The sequence below is a fragment of the Microbacterium sp. ABR10 genome (assembly GCF_057812175.1).
In genome coordinates this window covers 2,634,969-2,651,959 of record NZ_CM173821.1, presented here as the reverse complement: position 1 = coordinate 2,651,959, position 16,991 = coordinate 2,634,969, and the positions used below count along the sequence as shown (strand labels likewise).

General features: G+C 70.3%; 18 protein-coding genes. 12 read left to right on the top strand and 6 right to left on the bottom strand.

Annotated elements, in window-relative coordinates:
• The first annotated feature begins 145 nt into the window (after window positions 1-145).
• The 4 genes from ACXKZF_RS12275 to gnd all read left to right on the top strand — a co-directional run bounded on the left by ACXKZF_RS12275 (window position 146) and on the right by gnd (window position 3,638).
• Window positions 146-1,309 (top strand): sensor histidine kinase, encoded by a 1,164-nt coding sequence (locus ACXKZF_RS12275; protein WP_488984368.1) that lies wholly within the window; start codon window positions 146-148, stop codon window positions 1,307-1,309.
• Complete coding sequence (locus tag ACXKZF_RS12270) at window positions 1,306-1,926, top strand: response regulator (protein WP_488984367.1); 621 nt, start codon at window positions 1,306-1,308, stop codon at window positions 1,924-1,926. The genes ACXKZF_RS12275 and ACXKZF_RS12270 overlap by 4 nt, the downstream gene beginning before the upstream one ends.
• A gap of 63 nt (window positions 1,927-1,989) precedes the next feature.
• A complete protein-coding gene (locus ACXKZF_RS12265; protein ID WP_055956185.1) occupies window positions 1,990-2,490 on the top strand; it encodes a bifunctional nuclease family protein in 501 nt (166 codons plus the stop codon).
• A gap of 86 nt (window positions 2,491-2,576) precedes the next feature.
• Window positions 2,577-3,638: a phosphogluconate dehydrogenase (NAD(+)-dependent, decarboxylating) gene (gene gnd / locus ACXKZF_RS12260; RefSeq protein ID WP_055956188.1), complete on the top strand. Its 1,062-nt coding sequence runs from the start codon at window positions 2,577-2,579 to the stop codon at window positions 3,636-3,638.
• A gap of 9 nt (window positions 3,639-3,647) precedes the next feature.
• Here the strand turns inward: gnd and ACXKZF_RS12255 are convergent, their stop codons facing one another.
• Complete coding sequence (locus ACXKZF_RS12255; RefSeq protein ID WP_243224089.1) at window positions 3,648-4,175, bottom strand: hypothetical protein; 528 nt, start codon at window positions 4,173-4,175, stop codon at window positions 3,648-3,650.
• A 165-nt stretch (window positions 4,176-4,340) separates the two neighbouring features.
• On the opposite strand from ACXKZF_RS12255, the gene ACXKZF_RS12250 reads away from it, so the two are divergent.
• The gene (locus tag ACXKZF_RS12250; RefSeq protein ID WP_055956194.1) at window positions 4,341-4,919 is read left to right on the top strand and encodes a ribonuclease H family protein; all 579 of its coding nucleotides are present in this window, start codon (window positions 4,341-4,343) and stop codon (window positions 4,917-4,919) included.
• Between the two features lie 71 nt (window positions 4,920-4,990).
• Here the strand turns inward: ACXKZF_RS12250 and ACXKZF_RS12245 are convergent, their stop codons facing one another.
• Complete coding sequence (locus ACXKZF_RS12245) at window positions 4,991-5,956, bottom strand: Rossmann-fold NAD(P)-binding domain-containing protein (protein WP_488984366.1); 966 nt, start codon at window positions 5,954-5,956, stop codon at window positions 4,991-4,993.
• Window positions 5,957-6,146: 190 nt separating this feature from the next.
• On the opposite strand from ACXKZF_RS12245, the gene yiaA reads away from it, so the two are divergent.
• Window positions 6,147-6,614, top strand: a complete 468-nt coding sequence (yiaA, locus tag ACXKZF_RS12240; RefSeq protein ID WP_488984365.1) for an inner membrane protein YiaA — start codon at window positions 6,147-6,149, stop codon at window positions 6,612-6,614.
• 1 nt (window position 6,615) lies between these two features.
• Here the strand turns inward: yiaA and ACXKZF_RS12235 are convergent, their stop codons facing one another.
• On the bottom strand, window positions 6,616-7,536 hold the full coding sequence (locus tag ACXKZF_RS12235) for a GNAT family N-acetyltransferase (protein ID WP_488984364.1): 921 nt from the start codon (window positions 7,534-7,536) through the stop codon (window positions 6,616-6,618).
• Between the two features lie 128 nt (window positions 7,537-7,664).
• Between ACXKZF_RS12235 and ACXKZF_RS12230 the strand changes: the two genes are divergently transcribed.
• The gene (locus tag ACXKZF_RS12230; RefSeq protein ID WP_055956203.1) at window positions 7,665-8,012 is read left to right on the top strand and encodes a hypothetical protein; all 348 of its coding nucleotides are present in this window, start codon (window positions 7,665-7,667) and stop codon (window positions 8,010-8,012) included.
• Between the two features lie 10 nt (window positions 8,013-8,022).
• On the opposite strand, the gene ACXKZF_RS12225 is transcribed toward ACXKZF_RS12230, so the two are convergent.
• Both ACXKZF_RS12225 and ACXKZF_RS12220 read right to left on the bottom strand, forming a co-directional pair.
• Window positions 8,023-8,172 carry a hypothetical protein gene (locus ACXKZF_RS12225; RefSeq protein WP_200936101.1) on the bottom strand — a complete coding sequence of 50 codons (150 nt, stop codon included), beginning with the start codon at window positions 8,170-8,172 and terminating at the stop codon, window positions 8,023-8,025.
• Window positions 8,173-8,246: 74 nt separating this feature from the next.
• Entirely contained in the window at window positions 8,247-9,287 is a 1,041-nt protein-coding gene (locus ACXKZF_RS12220; RefSeq protein ID WP_488984363.1) for an LLM class flavin-dependent oxidoreductase, read from the bottom strand.
• 90 nt (window positions 9,288-9,377) lie between these two features.
• On the opposite strand from ACXKZF_RS12220, the gene ACXKZF_RS12215 reads away from it, so the two are divergent.
• The 3 genes from ACXKZF_RS12215 to ACXKZF_RS12205 all read left to right on the top strand — a co-directional run bounded on the left by ACXKZF_RS12215 (window position 9,378) and on the right by ACXKZF_RS12205 (window position 13,298).
• The gene (locus ACXKZF_RS12215) at window positions 9,378-10,142 is read left to right on the top strand and encodes a hypothetical protein (RefSeq protein WP_055956210.1); all 765 of its coding nucleotides are present in this window, start codon (window positions 9,378-9,380) and stop codon (window positions 10,140-10,142) included.
• Window positions 10,143-10,296: 154 nt separating this feature from the next.
• Complete coding sequence (locus ACXKZF_RS12210) at window positions 10,297-12,828, top strand: DEAD/DEAH box helicase (RefSeq protein WP_488984362.1); 2,532 nt, start codon at window positions 10,297-10,299, stop codon at window positions 12,826-12,828.
• A gap of 116 nt (window positions 12,829-12,944) precedes the next feature.
• Window positions 12,945-13,298, top strand: coding sequence for a hypothetical protein (locus ACXKZF_RS12205; protein ID WP_243224080.1), 354 nt, complete (start codon window positions 12,945-12,947; stop codon window positions 13,296-13,298).
• Window positions 13,299-13,431: 133 nt separating this feature from the next.
• On the opposite strand, the gene ACXKZF_RS12200 is transcribed toward ACXKZF_RS12205, so the two are convergent.
• A complete protein-coding gene (locus ACXKZF_RS12200; RefSeq protein WP_055956227.1) occupies window positions 13,432-13,992 on the bottom strand; it encodes a Dps family protein in 561 nt (186 codons plus the stop codon).
• 176 nt (window positions 13,993-14,168) lie between these two features.
• Between ACXKZF_RS12200 and ACXKZF_RS12195 the strand changes: the two genes are divergently transcribed.
• Together ACXKZF_RS12195 and ACXKZF_RS12190 are read left to right on the top strand one after the other, a co-directional pair.
• Window positions 14,169-15,977 carry a glycoside hydrolase family 15 protein gene (locus ACXKZF_RS12195; RefSeq protein WP_488984361.1) on the top strand — a complete coding sequence of 603 codons (1,809 nt, stop codon included), beginning with the start codon at window positions 14,169-14,171 and terminating at the stop codon, window positions 15,975-15,977.
• A 48-nt stretch (window positions 15,978-16,025) separates the two neighbouring features.
• Window positions 16,026-16,919, top strand: coding sequence for an SDR family oxidoreductase (locus ACXKZF_RS12190; protein ID WP_055956233.1), 894 nt, complete (start codon window positions 16,026-16,028; stop codon window positions 16,917-16,919).
• Window positions 16,920-16,991 lie beyond the last annotated feature (72 nt).

Here is a 16,991-nt window from a genome sequence, read left to right as displayed (position 1 = left end):
GTCGCCTCCTTCCGCCGGTGGATCTCGCCGGCTTCCCCCAGCCTCGTGGTGAGACGTCAGCGGGTCATCGGCGGCCCGGGCGAACTCCCTCTCCACCTTTCGGATGATCCGCCGGGGCCGCGGCATCCGTAGCCTGGACTCCGACATGCCCCACCGCACCCTCGCCGCCGTCTTCGCGGGCCTTCGCGCGGGTCTGCACGTGCTGTTCGGCGGACTGCTCGCGCTGGTCGTGGTGCGGGTGCTGCTGACGGGTGCGCCGGTCATCGCCCTGCTGCTCGCCGGAGTGCTCGGCGTGCTCTACCTCTTCGGCATCGCGCTCTCGCGCACGGGCCGCTCCGCCGCCGCGATCGCATGGCTCGCGGCGCTGACCGTCGTGTGGGCGGCGCTGGTGTGGCTCGTTCCCGAGGCGGCCTACCTCGTCTTCCCGCTCTTCTTCCTCTACCTGCACCTGCTCCCCGGGGTGGGCGGTCCGCTCGCGGTCGTGGCCACCACCGCGCTGACCATCGGGGCTTTCGCCGTGCACGGCGGCCTGACGGTCGGCGGCGTCGTGGGGCCGGTGGTCGGTGCGGGGGTCGCCCTGCTGATCGGCCTCGGTTACGCCGCCCTCGAGCGCCGTGCGGCCGAGCGCGAGGCGCTCATGACCGAACTGATCGCCACGCGCGACCGGCTCGCCGCGGCGGAACGCGAGCAGGGGGTGCTCGCCGAACGCGCGCGCCTGGCCCGCGAGATCCACGACACCGTGGCGCAGGGCCTGTCGAGCATCCAGATGCTGCTGCACGCGGCGGAGCGGGCGGATGCCACGGGCCCCGGCATAGGGCACGTGCGCCTCGCACGGCGGACGGCTGCCGACGGGCTCGCCGAGACCCGGCGCTTCATCCGCGAGCTCGCGCCCCCGAGCCTCGACAGCGGACTGGGGGCGGCGCTCGACCGCCTCGCCGAGGGCTGGGGTGCGCGCGAGGGCGTGGCGGTCACCGTCGAGGTGTCGCGGGAGCCGGCGCTGCCCATGGATGCGCAGACGGCCCTGCTGCGCGTCGCGCAGGGTGCTCTCGCGAACGTCGCGCAGCACGCTCGCGCCGGCCGCGTCGGCATCCGACTCGAGCGGACCGACGACGCGGTGCGTCTCGAGATCGCCGACGACGGCGCGGGGTTCGATCCGCGCGTGGCCGAGCGGGCGGCATCCGCGACCGATTCCTTCGGCCTGCGCGCCATGCGGGAACGCGTCGACCAGCTCGACGGTCGCCTCGACGTCGTCAGCGCCCCCGGCGCGGGGACGACGATCATGGCGACGCTGCCGGCCGGTGCGCCGTGATCCGCGTCGTCATCGCCGACGACCACCCGGTGGTGCGGGCGGGCGTGCGGGCGCTCCTGGATGCCGAGGCCGACATCGACGTGGTCGGCGAGGCCGCTACGCCCGATGAGGCCGTGGCCCTCGCCGACGAGCTCGCACCCGAGCTCGTACTCATGGACCTGCAGTTCGGCGATCGCGCCGCGGGTGCCGAGGCCACCCGGCGCGTGCGCGCTCTCGACGCGCCGCCCTACGTGCTCGTCCTGACCAATTACGACACCGACGGCGACATCCTCGGGGCCGTCGAGGCCGGGGCCAGCGGGTACCTCCTCAAAGACGCCCCTCCCCACGAGCTGCTCGCGGGCGTCCGCGCGGCGGCCTCCGGCCAGAGCGCCCTGGCCCCCTCCATCGCCGGCCGCCTGCTCGCGCGCCTCCGCGAACCGCGGGTGACGTTGTCGGCGCGCGAGATCGAGGTGCTGCGTCTGGTCGCCCGCGGAGCGTCCAACGCCGATGTGGCCCGTCGTCTGCACATCACCGATGCGACGGTGAAGTCGCACCTCGCGCACGTGTTCTCGAAGCTCGGCGTGTCCTCCCGCACGGCGGCGGTGTCGGCGGCGCGGGCGCTCGGCATCCTGCGCTGAGGTCGCCCCGTGCGGTGCGTGGGCCCGCACCGCGGAGCGGGGGGAGCACCGTACGATGGGCGGATGATCCGGGTGCGTGTGGTCGGAGTGGCCCTCGACCCGGCCCAGCAGCACGTGATCCTGCTGAAGCCGGTCGACACCGACGCGGACGGCGACCGGGTGCTGCCTGTGTGGATCGGCCCGCAGGAGGCCATGTCGATCCTCGTCGCGATCGAGGGCACGCCGTCGCCGCGTCCGCTCGCGCACGACCTCATGACGGCGATGCTGGGCGAGCTGTCGGCATCCGTCGATCGCGTCGAGGTCACCCACCTCGACGAGGGGACCTTCCACGCCCGCGTGGTGCTGGACACCCCGGCGGGACAGCGCACGTTCGATGCCCGCCCCTCGGATGCCATTGCCCTCGGCGCCCGCGTCGACGCGCCGATCTGGGTGTCCGACGACGTCCTCGCCGAGGCGGGCGTGCCCGACGAGGCGGTCGAGGTCGACGCATCGGCCGAGGAGAAGAGGGTGGAGGAGTTCCGCCGCTTCCTCGACGACGTCGACCCCGACGACTTCCAGGGCTAGCACCGATGCCCGGCCCCCCGGTCGGCTCCTAGACTCGCGGAGGGGCCGCGCGGCGCGGTCCGTGATCCACGACGAACGGGGTACGGATGCAACTCGCCATGGTCGGACTCGGACGAATGGGCGCCAACATCGTCCGCAGGCTCATGAAGGACGGTCACGACTGCGTCGTGTTCGACGTGAATCAGGATGCCGTGGCCGCACTCGTCGCAGAGGGCGCCACCGGAGCGACGAGCATCGCCGACCTCGCCTCGAAACTGCACAAGCCCCGTGCCGTGTGGCTGATGATCCCCGCCGGTCTCACCGGGAAGGTGGTCGACCAGGTCGCCGAGGTGCTCGAGCCCGGCGACATCATCATCGACGGCGGCAACTCGAACTACCGCGACGACGTGCGCCGCGCGGCGAAGCTGAACGACAGCGGCATCCACTACGTCGACGTCGGAACCAGCGGTGGTGTCTTCGGTCTCGAACGCGGCTACTGCCTGATGGTCGGCGGTCACGAGGAGGCGGTCACGCACCTCGAGCCCGTGCTGCGGACGATCGCCCCCGGACCCGGTGAGGTCGAGCGTACGCCGGGCCGTACCGGCGAGTTCACGACCGAGGAGCGTGGCTATCTGCACTGCGGTCCCTCCGGTGCCGGTCACTTCGTGAAGATGGTGCACAACGGCATCGAGTACGGCATCATGGCCGCGCTCGCCGAGGGCCTCAACGTCCTGAACAACGCCGATGCGGGCCTCCACCAGGGCGAGCACTCGGCCGAGATCGCCCCCCTCGAAGAGCCCGAGTACTATCAGTTCGACATCGACACCGCCCGCGTGACCGAGCTCTGGCGACGAGGGTCGGTCATCTCGTCGTGGCTGCTCGACCTCACCGCAGCCGCTCTCTCGCAGAACCCCACTCTCGACGGGCTCGCCGGTCGCGTATCCGACTCGGGCGAGGGCCGTTGGACGGTCAAGGCCGCGGTCGACACCGGGGTTCCCGTGCCCGTGCTGGCCGCGTCATTGTTCGAGCGTTTCGCCTCGCGCGGCGAGGACCACTTCGCCAACCAGGTGCTCTCGGCGATGCGCCTGCAGTTCGGCGGTCACCAGGAGCTTCCCGCGGGTGACGTGCTCGAGGCGGGCCAGAAGAAGGCCGAGAGCGGGCGCGACTGAGCCGGAGCCTCAGCGCTCCAACAGGATCTGACACACGAAGAGGCCCTCGCCGTCGTTCCACACCTCGGCGGCGGGGGCTTCGCACGTGCCGTTCTCCGAGGTGAGCAGTCGCACGCCCGCCTCGTCGTAGATCGCGTAGGGCCCGACCGTGCCGCGCACCGGTGTCGTCGCGCCGCGCGGGAGCTCGCCGACCGACTGGAGCGCGTCCATCAGCGAGGCGCTGGCGTCCTGCGTGTAGTACGTCGTGCTCTCGTAGTCGCGGCAGTTGGCCGTGCTGCCGGTGCCGACGGGGAAGCCGTCGCCCAGGCAGTACCCGCCGAACGGCATGTCGGGGAGGGCGCCGTGGGCGGCCCGATACCTCTCGAAGACCTCCTCCCACTGAACGAGTCGCTGCGTCGCCTCGGCATTGGGGTCGACCGGCTGGGCGAGGAGCCAGACGAGGAATCCCACGGCGCCCACGATGGCGGCACCGGCGATCGCGAGGGCGGTGACGGCGGCGGGATGCAGATGGGGGCGCGCGGGGGAATCGGGCGACATGACGGCGGTCCTTCTCGACGGGGCGGCGGGCGCGGAAGGGTCAGGTTTCCACAGGCATGAAGGTGCGCGGTCGCCGTCCGCCCACCCCGCCCGCGGAGGGGCGGCACCATTCACCCCCGAGGTCACCTGGCTGGGTCGATCCGGGGGAGAGGGGAGACTAGGGGGATGAGTTCGCCCGCGTCCGCACCCCTCACCCCCGCCCCTTCCGATCGCTATGTCGTCGCCACCGACGGAGCCTGCAAGGGCAATCCCGGACCGGCCGGCTGGGCCTGGGTCGGCGAGGACGGGCACTGGGCGGCGGGCTCCATCCCCGCGGGGACCAACAACATCGGCGAACTCCTCGGCCTGCTGCACGCGATCACCGATCACGCGGACGTGCGCGAACTCGTCGTGCAGGCCGACTCGAAGTACGCCATCGACACGTACTCGTCGTGGATGGACGGTCACCGCCGTCGCGGGTGGGTCACCAGCGCGAAGAAGCCCGTCGCCAACCAGGGCATCCTCGAGGCCCTCATCGCCGCTCGAGACGCCCGCCGCGCCGCCGGGCTCCCCGACGTCGTCCTCGAGCACGTCCGGGGACACAGCGGCCACGTGCTCAACTCGTGGGCCGACGAGCGGGCCGTGCGGGCCTCGCAGCACGCGGCCAAGGGCGAGGAGCTGATCTGGACGTCGCTGCGTGGTCTCGACCGACTCGAGGTGGCCTCGGCGCCGCCGCGCTCCGCCGCCGACCGTATCGGGCGCTGACCGGCGATCACCCCGTCGGCACCGCCGTGCCGACACCCGACCGCTTCGGGGGACGTCTCAGGTGACCGCCGTCAGCGAGACGTCGCTGCCAGGACTTCCGCCTCTTCGCCGAGCGTGAGACCCGCGCGGCGGGGGCGATCCACACCGCGCGCCCGTTCATCCGCGAGCGTGCGCCGCATCGTCTCGGCGAGCGGCCGCCGCAGACCACCGGATGCCACGAAGGCGGCGTCGCTGCGCCGCGAGAAGCCCCGCGCCTCGGCGGGGAGCCACAGCGGCAGTGAGCGCGCACCCATCCAGTGCTGCACACCGCGGGCCGTCAGCGTGGCGTCGTCGAGCGCAGCCGTGTCGCCGGGGACTCCCGCTGCGTCGGCGGCCGCCGCGAGGACCGCGGCCAGCGGGTACTCCTCGCCGACGGCGTTGATCGGCCCGGTGACGCCCGCTGTGCCGGCGCGTTCGATCCAGGCGGCGAGGTCGTCGACGTCGATGCCCTGCACGTACCGCCCGTGCGGATCGGGGGTGAGCACCCGTCCTCCCCGGGCGAAGCGGGCCGGCCAGTAGCCGAAGCGATCGGTCGGGTCGCCCGGACCCACGATGAGGCCCGCGCGGGCGAGCAGAGCGCGATCACCCAGGCGCGCCGCGGTGAGCCGCTCGGCGTGCACCTTGGCATCCGCGTACTGCGACAGATCGGCCGGCTCCACCAGATCCGCATCCTCGTCGGCGAACGGGATGTCGGAGCGGGCGTACACCGAGACGCTCGAGACGAGCGTCCAGTGCTTCGCGCGGTCGGCGAGGGCGTCGAGTCCGGATGCCACGAACTCCGGGTCCCATGACAGTTCGACGACGTCGTCCCACTCGCCGTCGAGCGCGTCGTAGGCATCCGGGGAGCGTCGATCGGCGCGCACGAGTCGTGAGCCCGGGATGACCGCACCGGCCTCACCGCGGGCGAGACAAACCACGTCGGCGCCGGACGCGACCGCGGCCGCCGCTATCGCGCGGCCGAGCCATGCGGTTCCACCGAGGATGAGTATGCGTCGCATGCGCGCCAGCCAACCACCGTCGCCGCCGCCTCGCGAACGGAGTTCGCGGACGGCGGACGGGAGCAGACCGTTTCCCCCCACCCAGGTCTATCCACAGATTCGCTCGTATGTCTCCACCAGCATGTGGCCAGCGCTAGGTTCTCCGCCACGGAATATGTCTCCCGTGGGGGACGGATGAAGGGTGGGGACCATGTCGGATATCCAGAAGCAGCAGATGCTCGGTCGACCGACCGGAGCGTTCGTCGGAGCGTCGTGGGTGGCGCTCGGACTGGGAGCCACCGTGTACTTCGTCGGGTTGTACAACGCCCGGATGCTGCTGTCGGAGAAGGGGTTCTTCCTGGCGGTGTTCCTACTCGGTCTCTTCGCCGCCATCAGCGTGCAGAAGGCGGTGCGCGACCGCGCCGAAGACGTTCCCGTCACCGGCGCGTACCTCGGCGTGGCATGGGGGATGCTGCTGGTGTCGTTGACCCTGATGGTGATCGGCCTCTGGAACGCCGAGCTCCTTCTCTCTGAGAAGGGCTTCTACGGCATCGGTTTCGCGATGAGCTTGTTCGCCGTTGTCGCCGTGCAGAAGAACGTGCGCGATCTCGCCGCGTTTCGCCGGGCGAACCCCGAGGCCGCGCCTGTCGCGCGGCCCTCGTTCCCCTCTGCTCCCTGAGTCAGTCGTGCACCGCTGTTCCCTGGTGGAAGACGCAGCGGGGACGGGGATCGCCCTGCCACACCGATGATCGCCGGCTGACGCGGTCGTCGGCTCGTAGAAGGTAAGTCAGCAGAACCGTCTCCGGTCCGAGCAGCCGGCTCTCCCGCTCCTCGATGGTCGGCGGACGGGCACTCGTCGTCTCAGCGGCGAGGGCGACGATGATGTCGTCACGGGTCCACCGTCGTCCGGACCGACCGATCTCGGTGAAGTCGTCGGCGAGCAGACGGCGCAGTTCGTCGGCGTCGGATCTGACAGCAGGATCCAGCAGACTTTCCTCGGCCGCCCACGCGTCAGTGATGAGGGTCTCGGCATCCCGTGTGCGCGGGCTCAGGGCACCCACCCCGGGATCGCGGGGGACGAGCGTCGTCTCACCGCTCGCCCAGTCGCGACGCAGCACGCCGTAGGCGACGGATGCCAGGGGCGCGCCGCCCATCACGGGCCAGCCGTCTCGGAACCAGCCCTCGCGCACCCACCCGCTCTTCTCGAACGTGCGGCGCATCGCGATGTTGTCTTCGCGCGTATGACCCTCGACGCGAACGACGCCGGCATGCGTGCGGAACGTGTGCTCCACGGCGAGCGTGAGGACGCCCGCGCCTACGCCCCTGCCGCGCCACCGCTCCGCGAGACGCAGGTCGACCACCGCCGTCGGATCGCCGAGGTCGTCGAGGCGGAGCAGACCGATGTGGCCTCGCTCATGGTCGTCGATCCAGAACGCCTCGGTGCGGTCATCGCCCCAGCGTCCGGCGTCGATGTCCGCCGTGACCTGCGCGACGGTGAGTCGCTCGCGCACGTGGAAGGGGAAGATGTTCCCGGTCAGAAAGGCGGTCAACGCGTCACGGTCTCGCACACCGGCCTCGACGCGGGTCAGGGTGAGGGTCATTCGTCCACCGTAGACAGCCCCGTCGTCGGCATCCTGTCTACGCTGGGAAGCGACCCCGTTTCGTGAAGGAGCCCGTCATTCCCTCTGCGTCCCGCACCCCTGCCGCCCGCACGCCCGCCGACCGGTCCATGACCACCCGGTCGCTTCGGACGGCCTCGCTCGCCATCGCGGGCGTGGGCGCGGCCATGACCATGGGTGCGCTCGGGTCGTGGTGGACCCCGGTCATCCTCCTCGTCGCCACGGCGGGTGCGATCTTCGCGACCTGGTGGGTCGCCGGACCCTCGGTCGGGGAGCGGGTCGTGCTGCCGGTGCTCATCGTCGTCACGGCTCTCACCGTGGCATCCCTGCTCGGCCTCGTCGGGCTCCTCCCGTCGACCTGGACGTGGGCGGCCCTCGGGGCCTACGCCGTGGCGTGGGGCGAGTACCTCGTGACGCAGACCATCGCGCGCTCGCGCGCCGCTGCAGGCCAGCGCTGAGCCAGGCTGGTCATGTCCCCGGTCCACCGGCGGGCGGATCGTCCCGCCCGCCGGTGGACGTGAGTTCGTCGCGGATGGCCCGGCGTACGGTCCAATACAGGGCGTAGAGCGCGACGGCCGCGAGTGTGACGAGAAGAACGAGCTGAGTCAGTGCGTCCATCTCTCCAGGTTGTCACGATGGGGCCACCGACGGCATCCGAGGCTCGTGTGAGAACCGGATGCCGTCGACGGCGCTCAGACGGAGACGGGTGCGAGCGTCGACTGCCATCCGAGCGCAGGGGCGACGTGCGTGGCGAAGTTCTCGACGAGGCGCAGGTTGAACTCCACGCCCATCTGCGACGGGATCGTCAGCATCAAGGTGTCGGCGCTCATCACCGCCGCGTCGTTCAGCAGCTGCTCGACGAGCTTGTCGGGGGTGGCCGCGTAGGTCTTGCCGAAGGTCGAGCGCATGCCGTCGATGACGCCGATCTGGTCGTTGCCCGCCGATCCGCCGAAGTACATCTCGTCTTCGGCCGTGACGATCGGGAAGATGCTGCGGCTCACCGACGTGCGGGGCTCGCCCTCGTGGCCGGCCTCGCGCCAGGCGGCACGGAAGGCGTCGAGCTGCTGCGCCTGCAGGAGGTCGAACGGCGTGCCGTCGGCCTCGGTGAGCAGTGTCGACGACATCAGGTTGACACCCAGGCGACCGGCCCACTCGGCGGTGGCCGTCGTGCCGGCGCCCCACCAGATGCGCTTACGCAATCCCGGGGAGTGCGGCTCGATGCGCTGCAGGCCGGTTCCGCCGCCGAAGGGGCTGTGCGGGTCGCGTTCGGCCAGGCCCTCGCCGTCGATCGCGCGGAGGAAGAGGTCGAAGTGCTTGCGGGCGATGTCGCCGCCGCGCGGGTCGTCGGACCCGGTGTAGCCGAACGCCTCGTAGCCACGCACGACGCTCTCGGGTGAACCACGGCTCACGCCGAGCGCGAGTCGGTTGCCGCTGATGAGGTCGACGGATGCCGCCTCCTCGGCGAGCATGAGCGGGTTCTCATAACGCATGTCGATGACACCGGTGCCGACCTCGATACGTGAGGTGCGGGCGGCGATCGCGGCGAGCAGGGGCATAGGAGCCGCCTGCTGACGGGCGAAGTGGTGCACGCGGAACGAGATGCCGTTGACGCCGAGGTCGTCCATGCCCTGGGCGAGGTCGATCGCCTGCAGCATCGAGTCACCGGCGGTCAGGTGGTGCCCGCCGCCGAGGGGGCCGTAATGGCCGAAGGAGAGTGTGCCGAAGGAGCGCATACGAGGTGCAACGCGGGTCGTCTCGGTCTATTCCCGCGCATGGACCGCCAGATGGCCCCGGCCCCTTCGAGGTGTGGAACCATTCAGAGCATGGACGACGACGTACGCCACGAGCTGCGTCGCCTGCGTGCCCGGGCCTACGGTCCCGACGCGGACATCGCCGGCGACCCGGCGGCGTCGGAGCGGCTCTCGGCCCTCGAAGAACTCGAGCGGCGCGAGCGCTTTTCGCCCCCGCCGCAGACACCGGCGCCGCACGACCCGGCCGAGCCGACGGCGTCCGGTGCAGACGACGGTGCGGAAGGCCCCGGAGAATCCGAGGTCGAGGACGACGAGGTGCCGCGCGAGCGTCGCCCCCTCGTGCGATCGCGGCGTCAGGTGTGGGCGTGGGCGATCTCGCTCGCGGTCGTCACCGCGCTGGCGAGCGCCGGGACGGCGCTCAGCGTGACCTTCTTGCCCGTGTCGAATTCGGTGGGCGCTCCGCAGGTCGGCACGCTCGAGGAGGATCCCGACACCGAGACCCCATCGATCTTCGGCCAGCGCACGGGCGCGGAGCGCGCGTTCAAGGACTTCTACGGCGTGACCGCGTTCGTGGGATTCGCCCAGGTCGATGCAACCGAGAACCGCAGTCCGTGCGTGTACCTCCTCGACTCCTCCGAGGTCGCGGAACGCGGCGCGCGCGGGGTCAGCGGCAACTTCGTCTACGGCGGGTGCGGTGCGGGGATCTTCCCTGCGACCGTGGAGTTCGTCGTGGCGGAGGGGATGCCGGAGCCGTTCATCGACCGCTTCCCGATCGGCACCAGCGTGCAGTTCGTCTTCGACGGTGAGAACGTGGGCGTCTTCGCCGAAGGAGGCTGAGGCGGGGAAGCGGATCGGTGGCTTCGACGGGCTCAGCCACCTCGGCAGGATGGTCCCTGAGCTTGTCGAAGGGTTGGTCCCTGATTTTGCGGGAGGGGGTGGTCCCTGAGCTTGTCGAAGGGCCCCGCCACCCGGCGGATGAGAGGGTGGGGGAGTGACCCCCCTCCTCGAGCACGTGCCCACCGGCAGCGATCCGGATGCCGTGTACCTCGGCTTCGTCGAGTGGGCGGCCTCCCGCGGGCTGACGCTCTACCCCGCGCAAGACGAGGCGGTCATCGAGATCGTGTCGGGGGCGAACGTGATCCTGTCGACCCCGACCGGCACGGGCAAGTCGCTGGTCGCCGTCGCGGCGCACGCGGCATCCCTCTCCCGGGGAGGTCGCACCTATTACACCGCCCCGATCAAGGCGCTCGTGAGCGAGAAGTTCTTCGCGCTCGTCGACATCTTCGGAGCCGAGAACGTCGGTATGGTCACGGGCGACTCGTCGGTCAACGCGGATGCGCCGATCATCTGCTGCACCGCCGAGATCCTCGCGAACCTCGCCCTCCGCCAGGGGGCCGACGCGCACGTCGACCAGGTCGTCATGGACGAGTTCCATTACTACGGCGAGGCCGACCGCGGCTGGGCGTGGCAGGTGCCGCTCCTCCTGTTGACGCGCGCGCAGTTCATCCTGATGTCGGCGACCCTCGGTGACGTCACCGACATCGCCGACGACCTCTCGCGCCGCACCGGCCGGCCGACCGCGCGCGTGACCGGCGTCGAGCGTCCGGTGCCCCTGCACTTCGAGTACGCGCGCACTCCCGTGCACGAGACCGTGCAGGAGCTGCTCGACACGAGGCAGGCGCCGATCTACGTCGTGCACTTCTCGCAGGCCGCGGCGATGGAGCGTGCACAGGCGCTGTCGTCGATCCGCATCATCGGCCGCGAGCAACGCGACGAGATCGCGGAGGCGATCGGCGGGTTCCGCTTCACCACCGGGTTCGGCAAGACGCTGTCGCGGTACGTCCGTGCCGGCATCGGCGTGCACCACGCCGGCATGCTGCCGCGGTACCGACGGCTCGTCGAGACGCTCGCGCAACGCGGGCTCCTGCGCGTCATCTGCGGCACCGACACCCTCGGCGTCGGCATCAACGTGCCCATCCGCACCGTGCTCATGACCGCGCTGACCAAGTACGACGGCACCCGCATGCGCCAGCTCTCGGCGCGCGAGTTCCACCAGATCTCAGGTCGCGCGGGCCGTGCCGGATACGACACCGCCGGCACGGTGGTGGTCATGGCGCCCGATCACGAGATCGAGAACGCCGCTCAGATCCTCAAGGCCGGCGACGACCTGAAGAAGCAGAAGAAGATCGTGCGCAAGAAGGCACCGCAGGGATTCGTCAACTGGACCGAGCAGAGCTACGACCGTCTCGTCGCCGCCGAACCCGAGCCGCTGCAGCCGCAGATGAAGCTGTCGGCCGCCATGCTCATCAACGTCATCGCGCGCGGCGGCGACGTGTTCGCGAACGTGCGCTCCCTGGTCTTCGACAACCACGAGTCGCCCACCCGCCGGTACGAGCTCGCCCGCCGAGCGATCGCGATCTTCCGCACGCTCGTCCAGGCCGGAGTGGTCGAAGCGGGGCCCGACGGCATCCGGCTCACCGTCGACCTGCAGCCGAACTTTGCCCTCAACCAGCCGCTGTCACCGTTCGCGCTCGCGGCGATCGAGATGCTCGACCCCGAGGTCGAGCTCGGATGGGCACCGGATGCCACGCCCCCGGCGTCGTCGGTCGGCACGGGCCACTACGCGCTGGACGTCGTCAGCGTGATCGAGGCGACGCTCGACGATCCGCGCCCGATCCTGTCGCAGCAGCAGTTCCGCGCGCGCGGGGAAGCCGTGGCGGCGATGAAGCGCGAGGGCATCGAGTACGACGAGCGCATGGAGCTGCTCGAGGAGATCACCTGGCCCAAGCCCCTCGACGACCTTCTCGCGCAGGCGTACGAGGTGTTCGCATCCAGCCAGCCCTGGATCCGCGACTTCGAGCTGTCCCCCAAGTCGGTCGTGCGCGACATGTTCGAACGGGCCTGCTCGTTCGGCGAGTACGTCTCGCTGTACCAGCTCGCCCGCAGCGAGGGGCTCGTGCTGCGCTACCTCAGCGACGCCTACCGCGCCATCCGCCAGACCGTCCCCGTCGACGCGCAGACGCCCGACCTGCTCGACCTCATCGCCTGGCTCGGAGAGCTCGTGCGCCAGGTGGACTCGAGCCTCGTCGACGAGTGGGAGCAGCTCATCAACCCGGCCGACGACCCGACCGCCCCCGTGGTCCCGCCGGCGCCGCCGTCGATCCTCACGAACCGGCGCGCGTTCGTCGTGCTCGTGCGCAACGAGATGTTCCGCCGGGTGCAACTCGCAGCGCTCCAACGCGACGATGAGCTCGTCGAGCTCGACCCCGACGTCGACTGGCCCGCGAAGCTGGATGCGTACTTCGACGAGCACGACGGCATCGGCACCGGGGGAGCGGCGCGCTCCTCGGCCCTCGTCGTCATCGACGAGTCGTTGGCCGCCGACGGCCTCTGGCGGGTCGAGCAGATCATCGACGACCCCGCCGGCGACCACGACTGGCGCATCCGGGCGGAGGTCGACCTCGCGGCTTCCGAGGAGGAGGGCACCGCGATGGTGCGGGTCACCGAGGTGCTGCGGCTCTGACGGTTCCTCCACACGCACGGTTCGGGTGAAATTCTCCGCACATCGCACGTGCACATGACTCGTCGTCGGCGGAGTGACATACATTCGACGCATCCCGTGAACAGGAAGGACCGCCCGTGACCCTCGATACCGTGCAGGCGTTCGTTGCGCTCGCCGCGTTCTTCCTCACATTCGCCGTCGCCATCCTGGGCGGAATGAAATGGATGCTGGCACGGCTGGAGCGGCGCACGGACGAGCGTTTCGATCGCGTGGATCGACGCTTCGATCGTCTCGAGGCGAGCACGGACGAGCGATTCGCGCAGGTGGACCGCCGATTCGCGGAGGTCGACGGACGATTCGCCGAGGTCGACCGACGATTCGCGGACGTCGACCGCCGAATCGCGGAGGTAGGTGCGACGCTCATGGACGTCAAGATCACGTTGGCGCGAATCGAAGGTCCTCACCCTCCGTTCCTCATCGCACGGGGCTGACCCCTCGGCGGGCTCAGGGGCCGCCCTTCACGCATGACAAAGGGGACTGAGCCCGTCGAAGTCCCCGGAGGCACCGCAACGACGACGGATGCCGAGGCCCTGGGGCCCCGGCATCCGGTGTCCTCGGTCGCTTTTACGACTTGCGGGCGACGCGGTTCTCGGCGCTGACCATCCACGACAGCTGCTCGAGGCGCTCGAGCACGCTGTGCAGGATGTCGGCGCTCGTGGGGTCTTCGTCGTCGACATCGTCGTGCACGTCGCGAACGGTGCCCACGGTCGCGTCGAGACGTTCCGTGATGAGGTCGATGACCTCGGCGGTGTCGACCTCGCCCTGCGGGAACTCGGGGAGCGTGGTGGTCTCGGCGACGGTGTCGCTGCGGCCATCGGGCAGAGCGTGCAGGGCGCGCATGCGCTCGGCGACCTCGTCACCGAACTCGCGCGCGGCGTCGATGATCTCGTCGAGCTGCAGGTGGGTGTCGCGGAAGTTCTTGCCGACGACGTTCCAGTGGGCCTGCTTGCCCTGGACCGACAGCTCGATCAGGTCGACCAGGACGGCCTGGAGGGCGTCCGTCAACTGCTCCGACGCCTGGAAGCCCTTCTCGGCGTTCTGCTCGTCGGTGGTCTCGGGGCCGCTCCCGCCTCGGGCGGGACGACGGCGGTTCTTGGTGGGGGCGTCCTTGGTAGTGGTGGACATGCGCGTTCCTTTCACTCACAGTCATCAGCGACGTTAGGCGGCGTTGCGGGCCCTGCGGCGGGGGTTGCGGGGTCCAGCGCGGCGGAGTACCGGCGCCGCCCGGGGTCTCCGTAGCCGCTCGGAATCGATTCGACAACCCCGCCTCGGGGCCGCCGAGCCGTTCCTAGCGTGAGTACGTGACAACCACCCCTCCTGCTCCGTCTCGACCGCTGCGCGATTACGCGGCCATCGGCGACGGTCGAACGGTCGCCTTGATCGGGCTCGACGGGTCGGTCGACTGGCTGCCGCTTCCCAACATCCACTCCCGGCCGGTGTTCGCGCGACTCGTCGACGAGTCGGCCGGCGGCTGCATCCAGTTGGCGCCGGTGGGCGAGTACGAAGTCACGCGACGCTACATCCCGCGCACCAACGTCCTCGAGACGACCTTCACCACGGCGACGGGCGTGGCCACCCTCACGGATGCCATGGTCACCGGCATCGCCGGTCGCCTCCCGTGGGCTGAACTCGCCCGACGCGTCGACGGGGTCAAGGGCGAGGTCGAGTTCGCATGGTGCGTGCAGCCGGGGACGATGCTGCGATCGGCGTCGCCCTGGACCGAACGTATCGACGGATTCTCGATCATGCGCATCGGCCACGTCTCGCTCGCCGTCGTCGGGCACGAGCATGGCATCCACGGAGCACCCGATTCGCGGAACGAGAGCATCGACGGCGGCTTCACCACCTCGAAGGGGTCGCGGCACCTGCTCGTCATCGCCGCGACCGAGGGCGAGCCCCTTCGTGTTCCGGACGCGAAGAACGTCGATCGCGGCATCGACCGCACGGTCGACGGGTGGACGATGTGGTCGGACGAGTTCTCGTACGAGGGACCCTGGGCTGATGACGTGCAGCGGAGCGCCCTCGCGCTGAAACTGCTGCTCTTCAGCCCGACCGGCGCGATCGCCGCCGCGGCGACGACATCGCTCCCCGAGAACCCCCGCGGCGGGAAGAATTGGGACTACCGCTACGCCTGGGTGCGCGACCTCGCGTACACCGCGCACGCGTGGGTGGGCTTCGGCCTTCGCGAAGAGACGCATGCCGCGATCTCGTGGCTGCTGCGCACGATCCGCAAGAACGGTCCCGAGGTGCAGGTGATGTACACCCTCGACGGTGACGCCGAGATCGGCCTCGAGAAGCACGAGGTTCCGGGATGGAACGGCAACCAGCCCGTCGTCACCGGCAACCCCGCCCAGGGACAGCTGCAGCTCGGCGTCTACGGCGACCTGATCGCGCTGTGCCGCACGTACGTCCAAGCCGGAAACCGCCTCGATACGCAGACCGGGCGCCTGCTCGCCGACGTGGCCGACCGCACCTGCGACCTCTGGCGTCGCGAGGACTCCGGGATGTGGGAGTTGCCCGAGCTGCGCCACTACACCTCCTCGAAGATGGGCTGCTGGAAGGCGCTCGACGATGCCCAGTGGCTGGCCGACGGCGGGCACATCCCCGACAATGGCGACCGGTGGCGCGCCGAGCGCGACCGCATCCACCGCTGGGTCGAGGAGCACTGCTGGTCGGAGAAGCTCGAGGCCTACACGCTCGCGCCGGGGAGCGACGACCTCGACGCGTCGGTGCTCTTGCATGCCCCCACCGGCTTCGACCGCGGCGTGCGGATGTCGAAGACGATCGACGCCATCACCGAGCGCCTGACGACAGACACCCATCTCGTGTACCGCTACACCGGTATGGACCAGGAGGAGCAGACGTTCGTCGCGTGCGCCTTCTGGCGGGCCACGGCCCTGGCCTGCGTCGGGCGCCACGGCGAAGCGATCGATGCGATGGACGCGCTCGTCGCCCAGGGCAACGACGTCGGCATCTACTCGGAGATGATCGCCGAGGCCGACGGCGCATTCTGGGGCAATCTGCCGCAGGCGCTGAGCCACCTCGCACTGATCAACGCCGCTCTCGTCATCCGCGATCTCGTCGACGACGCCGACCTCCGCGGACACTGACCCCCGCCGGTGCGGTTCCGCCCCGGCATCCCCCTGAAAGGACTCGCCATGAGCACGCAGTACACGTTCACCGACCCGACGAAGCTCTACGCGGACATCGACCCGCAGTCGCAGGACCAGAAAGAGCCCGGTCTCGACGCCGAGCTCACGCCCAAGGCCGCCCTCGGTGAGGACACCTACGTCGGCAGCGAGCGCCTGAAGGGTCGCAAGGCCCTCATCACCGGCGCCGACTCGGGCATCGGTGCCGCCACCGCGATCGCCTTCGCCCGAGAGGGTGCCTCGGTCGCGATGTCGTACCTGCCCGAGGAGAAGGTGGATGCCGACCGCATCGCCGGCATCCTCCGCGAGGCAGGCGCGACCGTCGTGCAGATCCCCGGCGACCTGCGCGAGCGCGAGTACGCCCGGACGCTCGTGAAGGAAGCGGTCGAGGGCCTCGGCGGCCTCGACATCGTCGTCAACAACGGCGGCAAGCAGATCTTCAACGAAGACATCACCACGCTGAGCGACGAGCAGTTCGACGACACGTTCAAGACCAACGTCTACGCGATGTTCTGGATCTGCAAAGAGGCCGTGCCGCATCTCGCACCGGGCTCGACCATCATCAACACCACGTCGATCCAGGCGTACTCGCCGGCACCGATCCTCGTCGACTACGCCTCGACGAAGTCGACCATCAACACCTTCACCAAGGCGCTGGGCCAGCAGCTCGCGCCGAAGGGCATCCGCGTGAACGCGGTGGCGCCGGGACCGATCTGGACGCCCCTGCAGGTCACCGACGGTCAGCCCGACGAGAAGGTCGACGAGTTCGGCGAGGAGACCCCGCTCGGGCGCATGGGCCAGCCCGCCGAACTCGCGCCGGCGTTCGTGTACCTCGCGTCGGCGGAGTCGAGCTACGTCATCGGTGAGACGCTCAACGTCAACGGCGGGATGCCGACGCCGTAAGTGCCGCGCAGGAAGGGGCCGTCGTCCGGGTGCGGGCGGCGGCTCCTTTCTGCGTGCGCGGGTCTCGGTCCC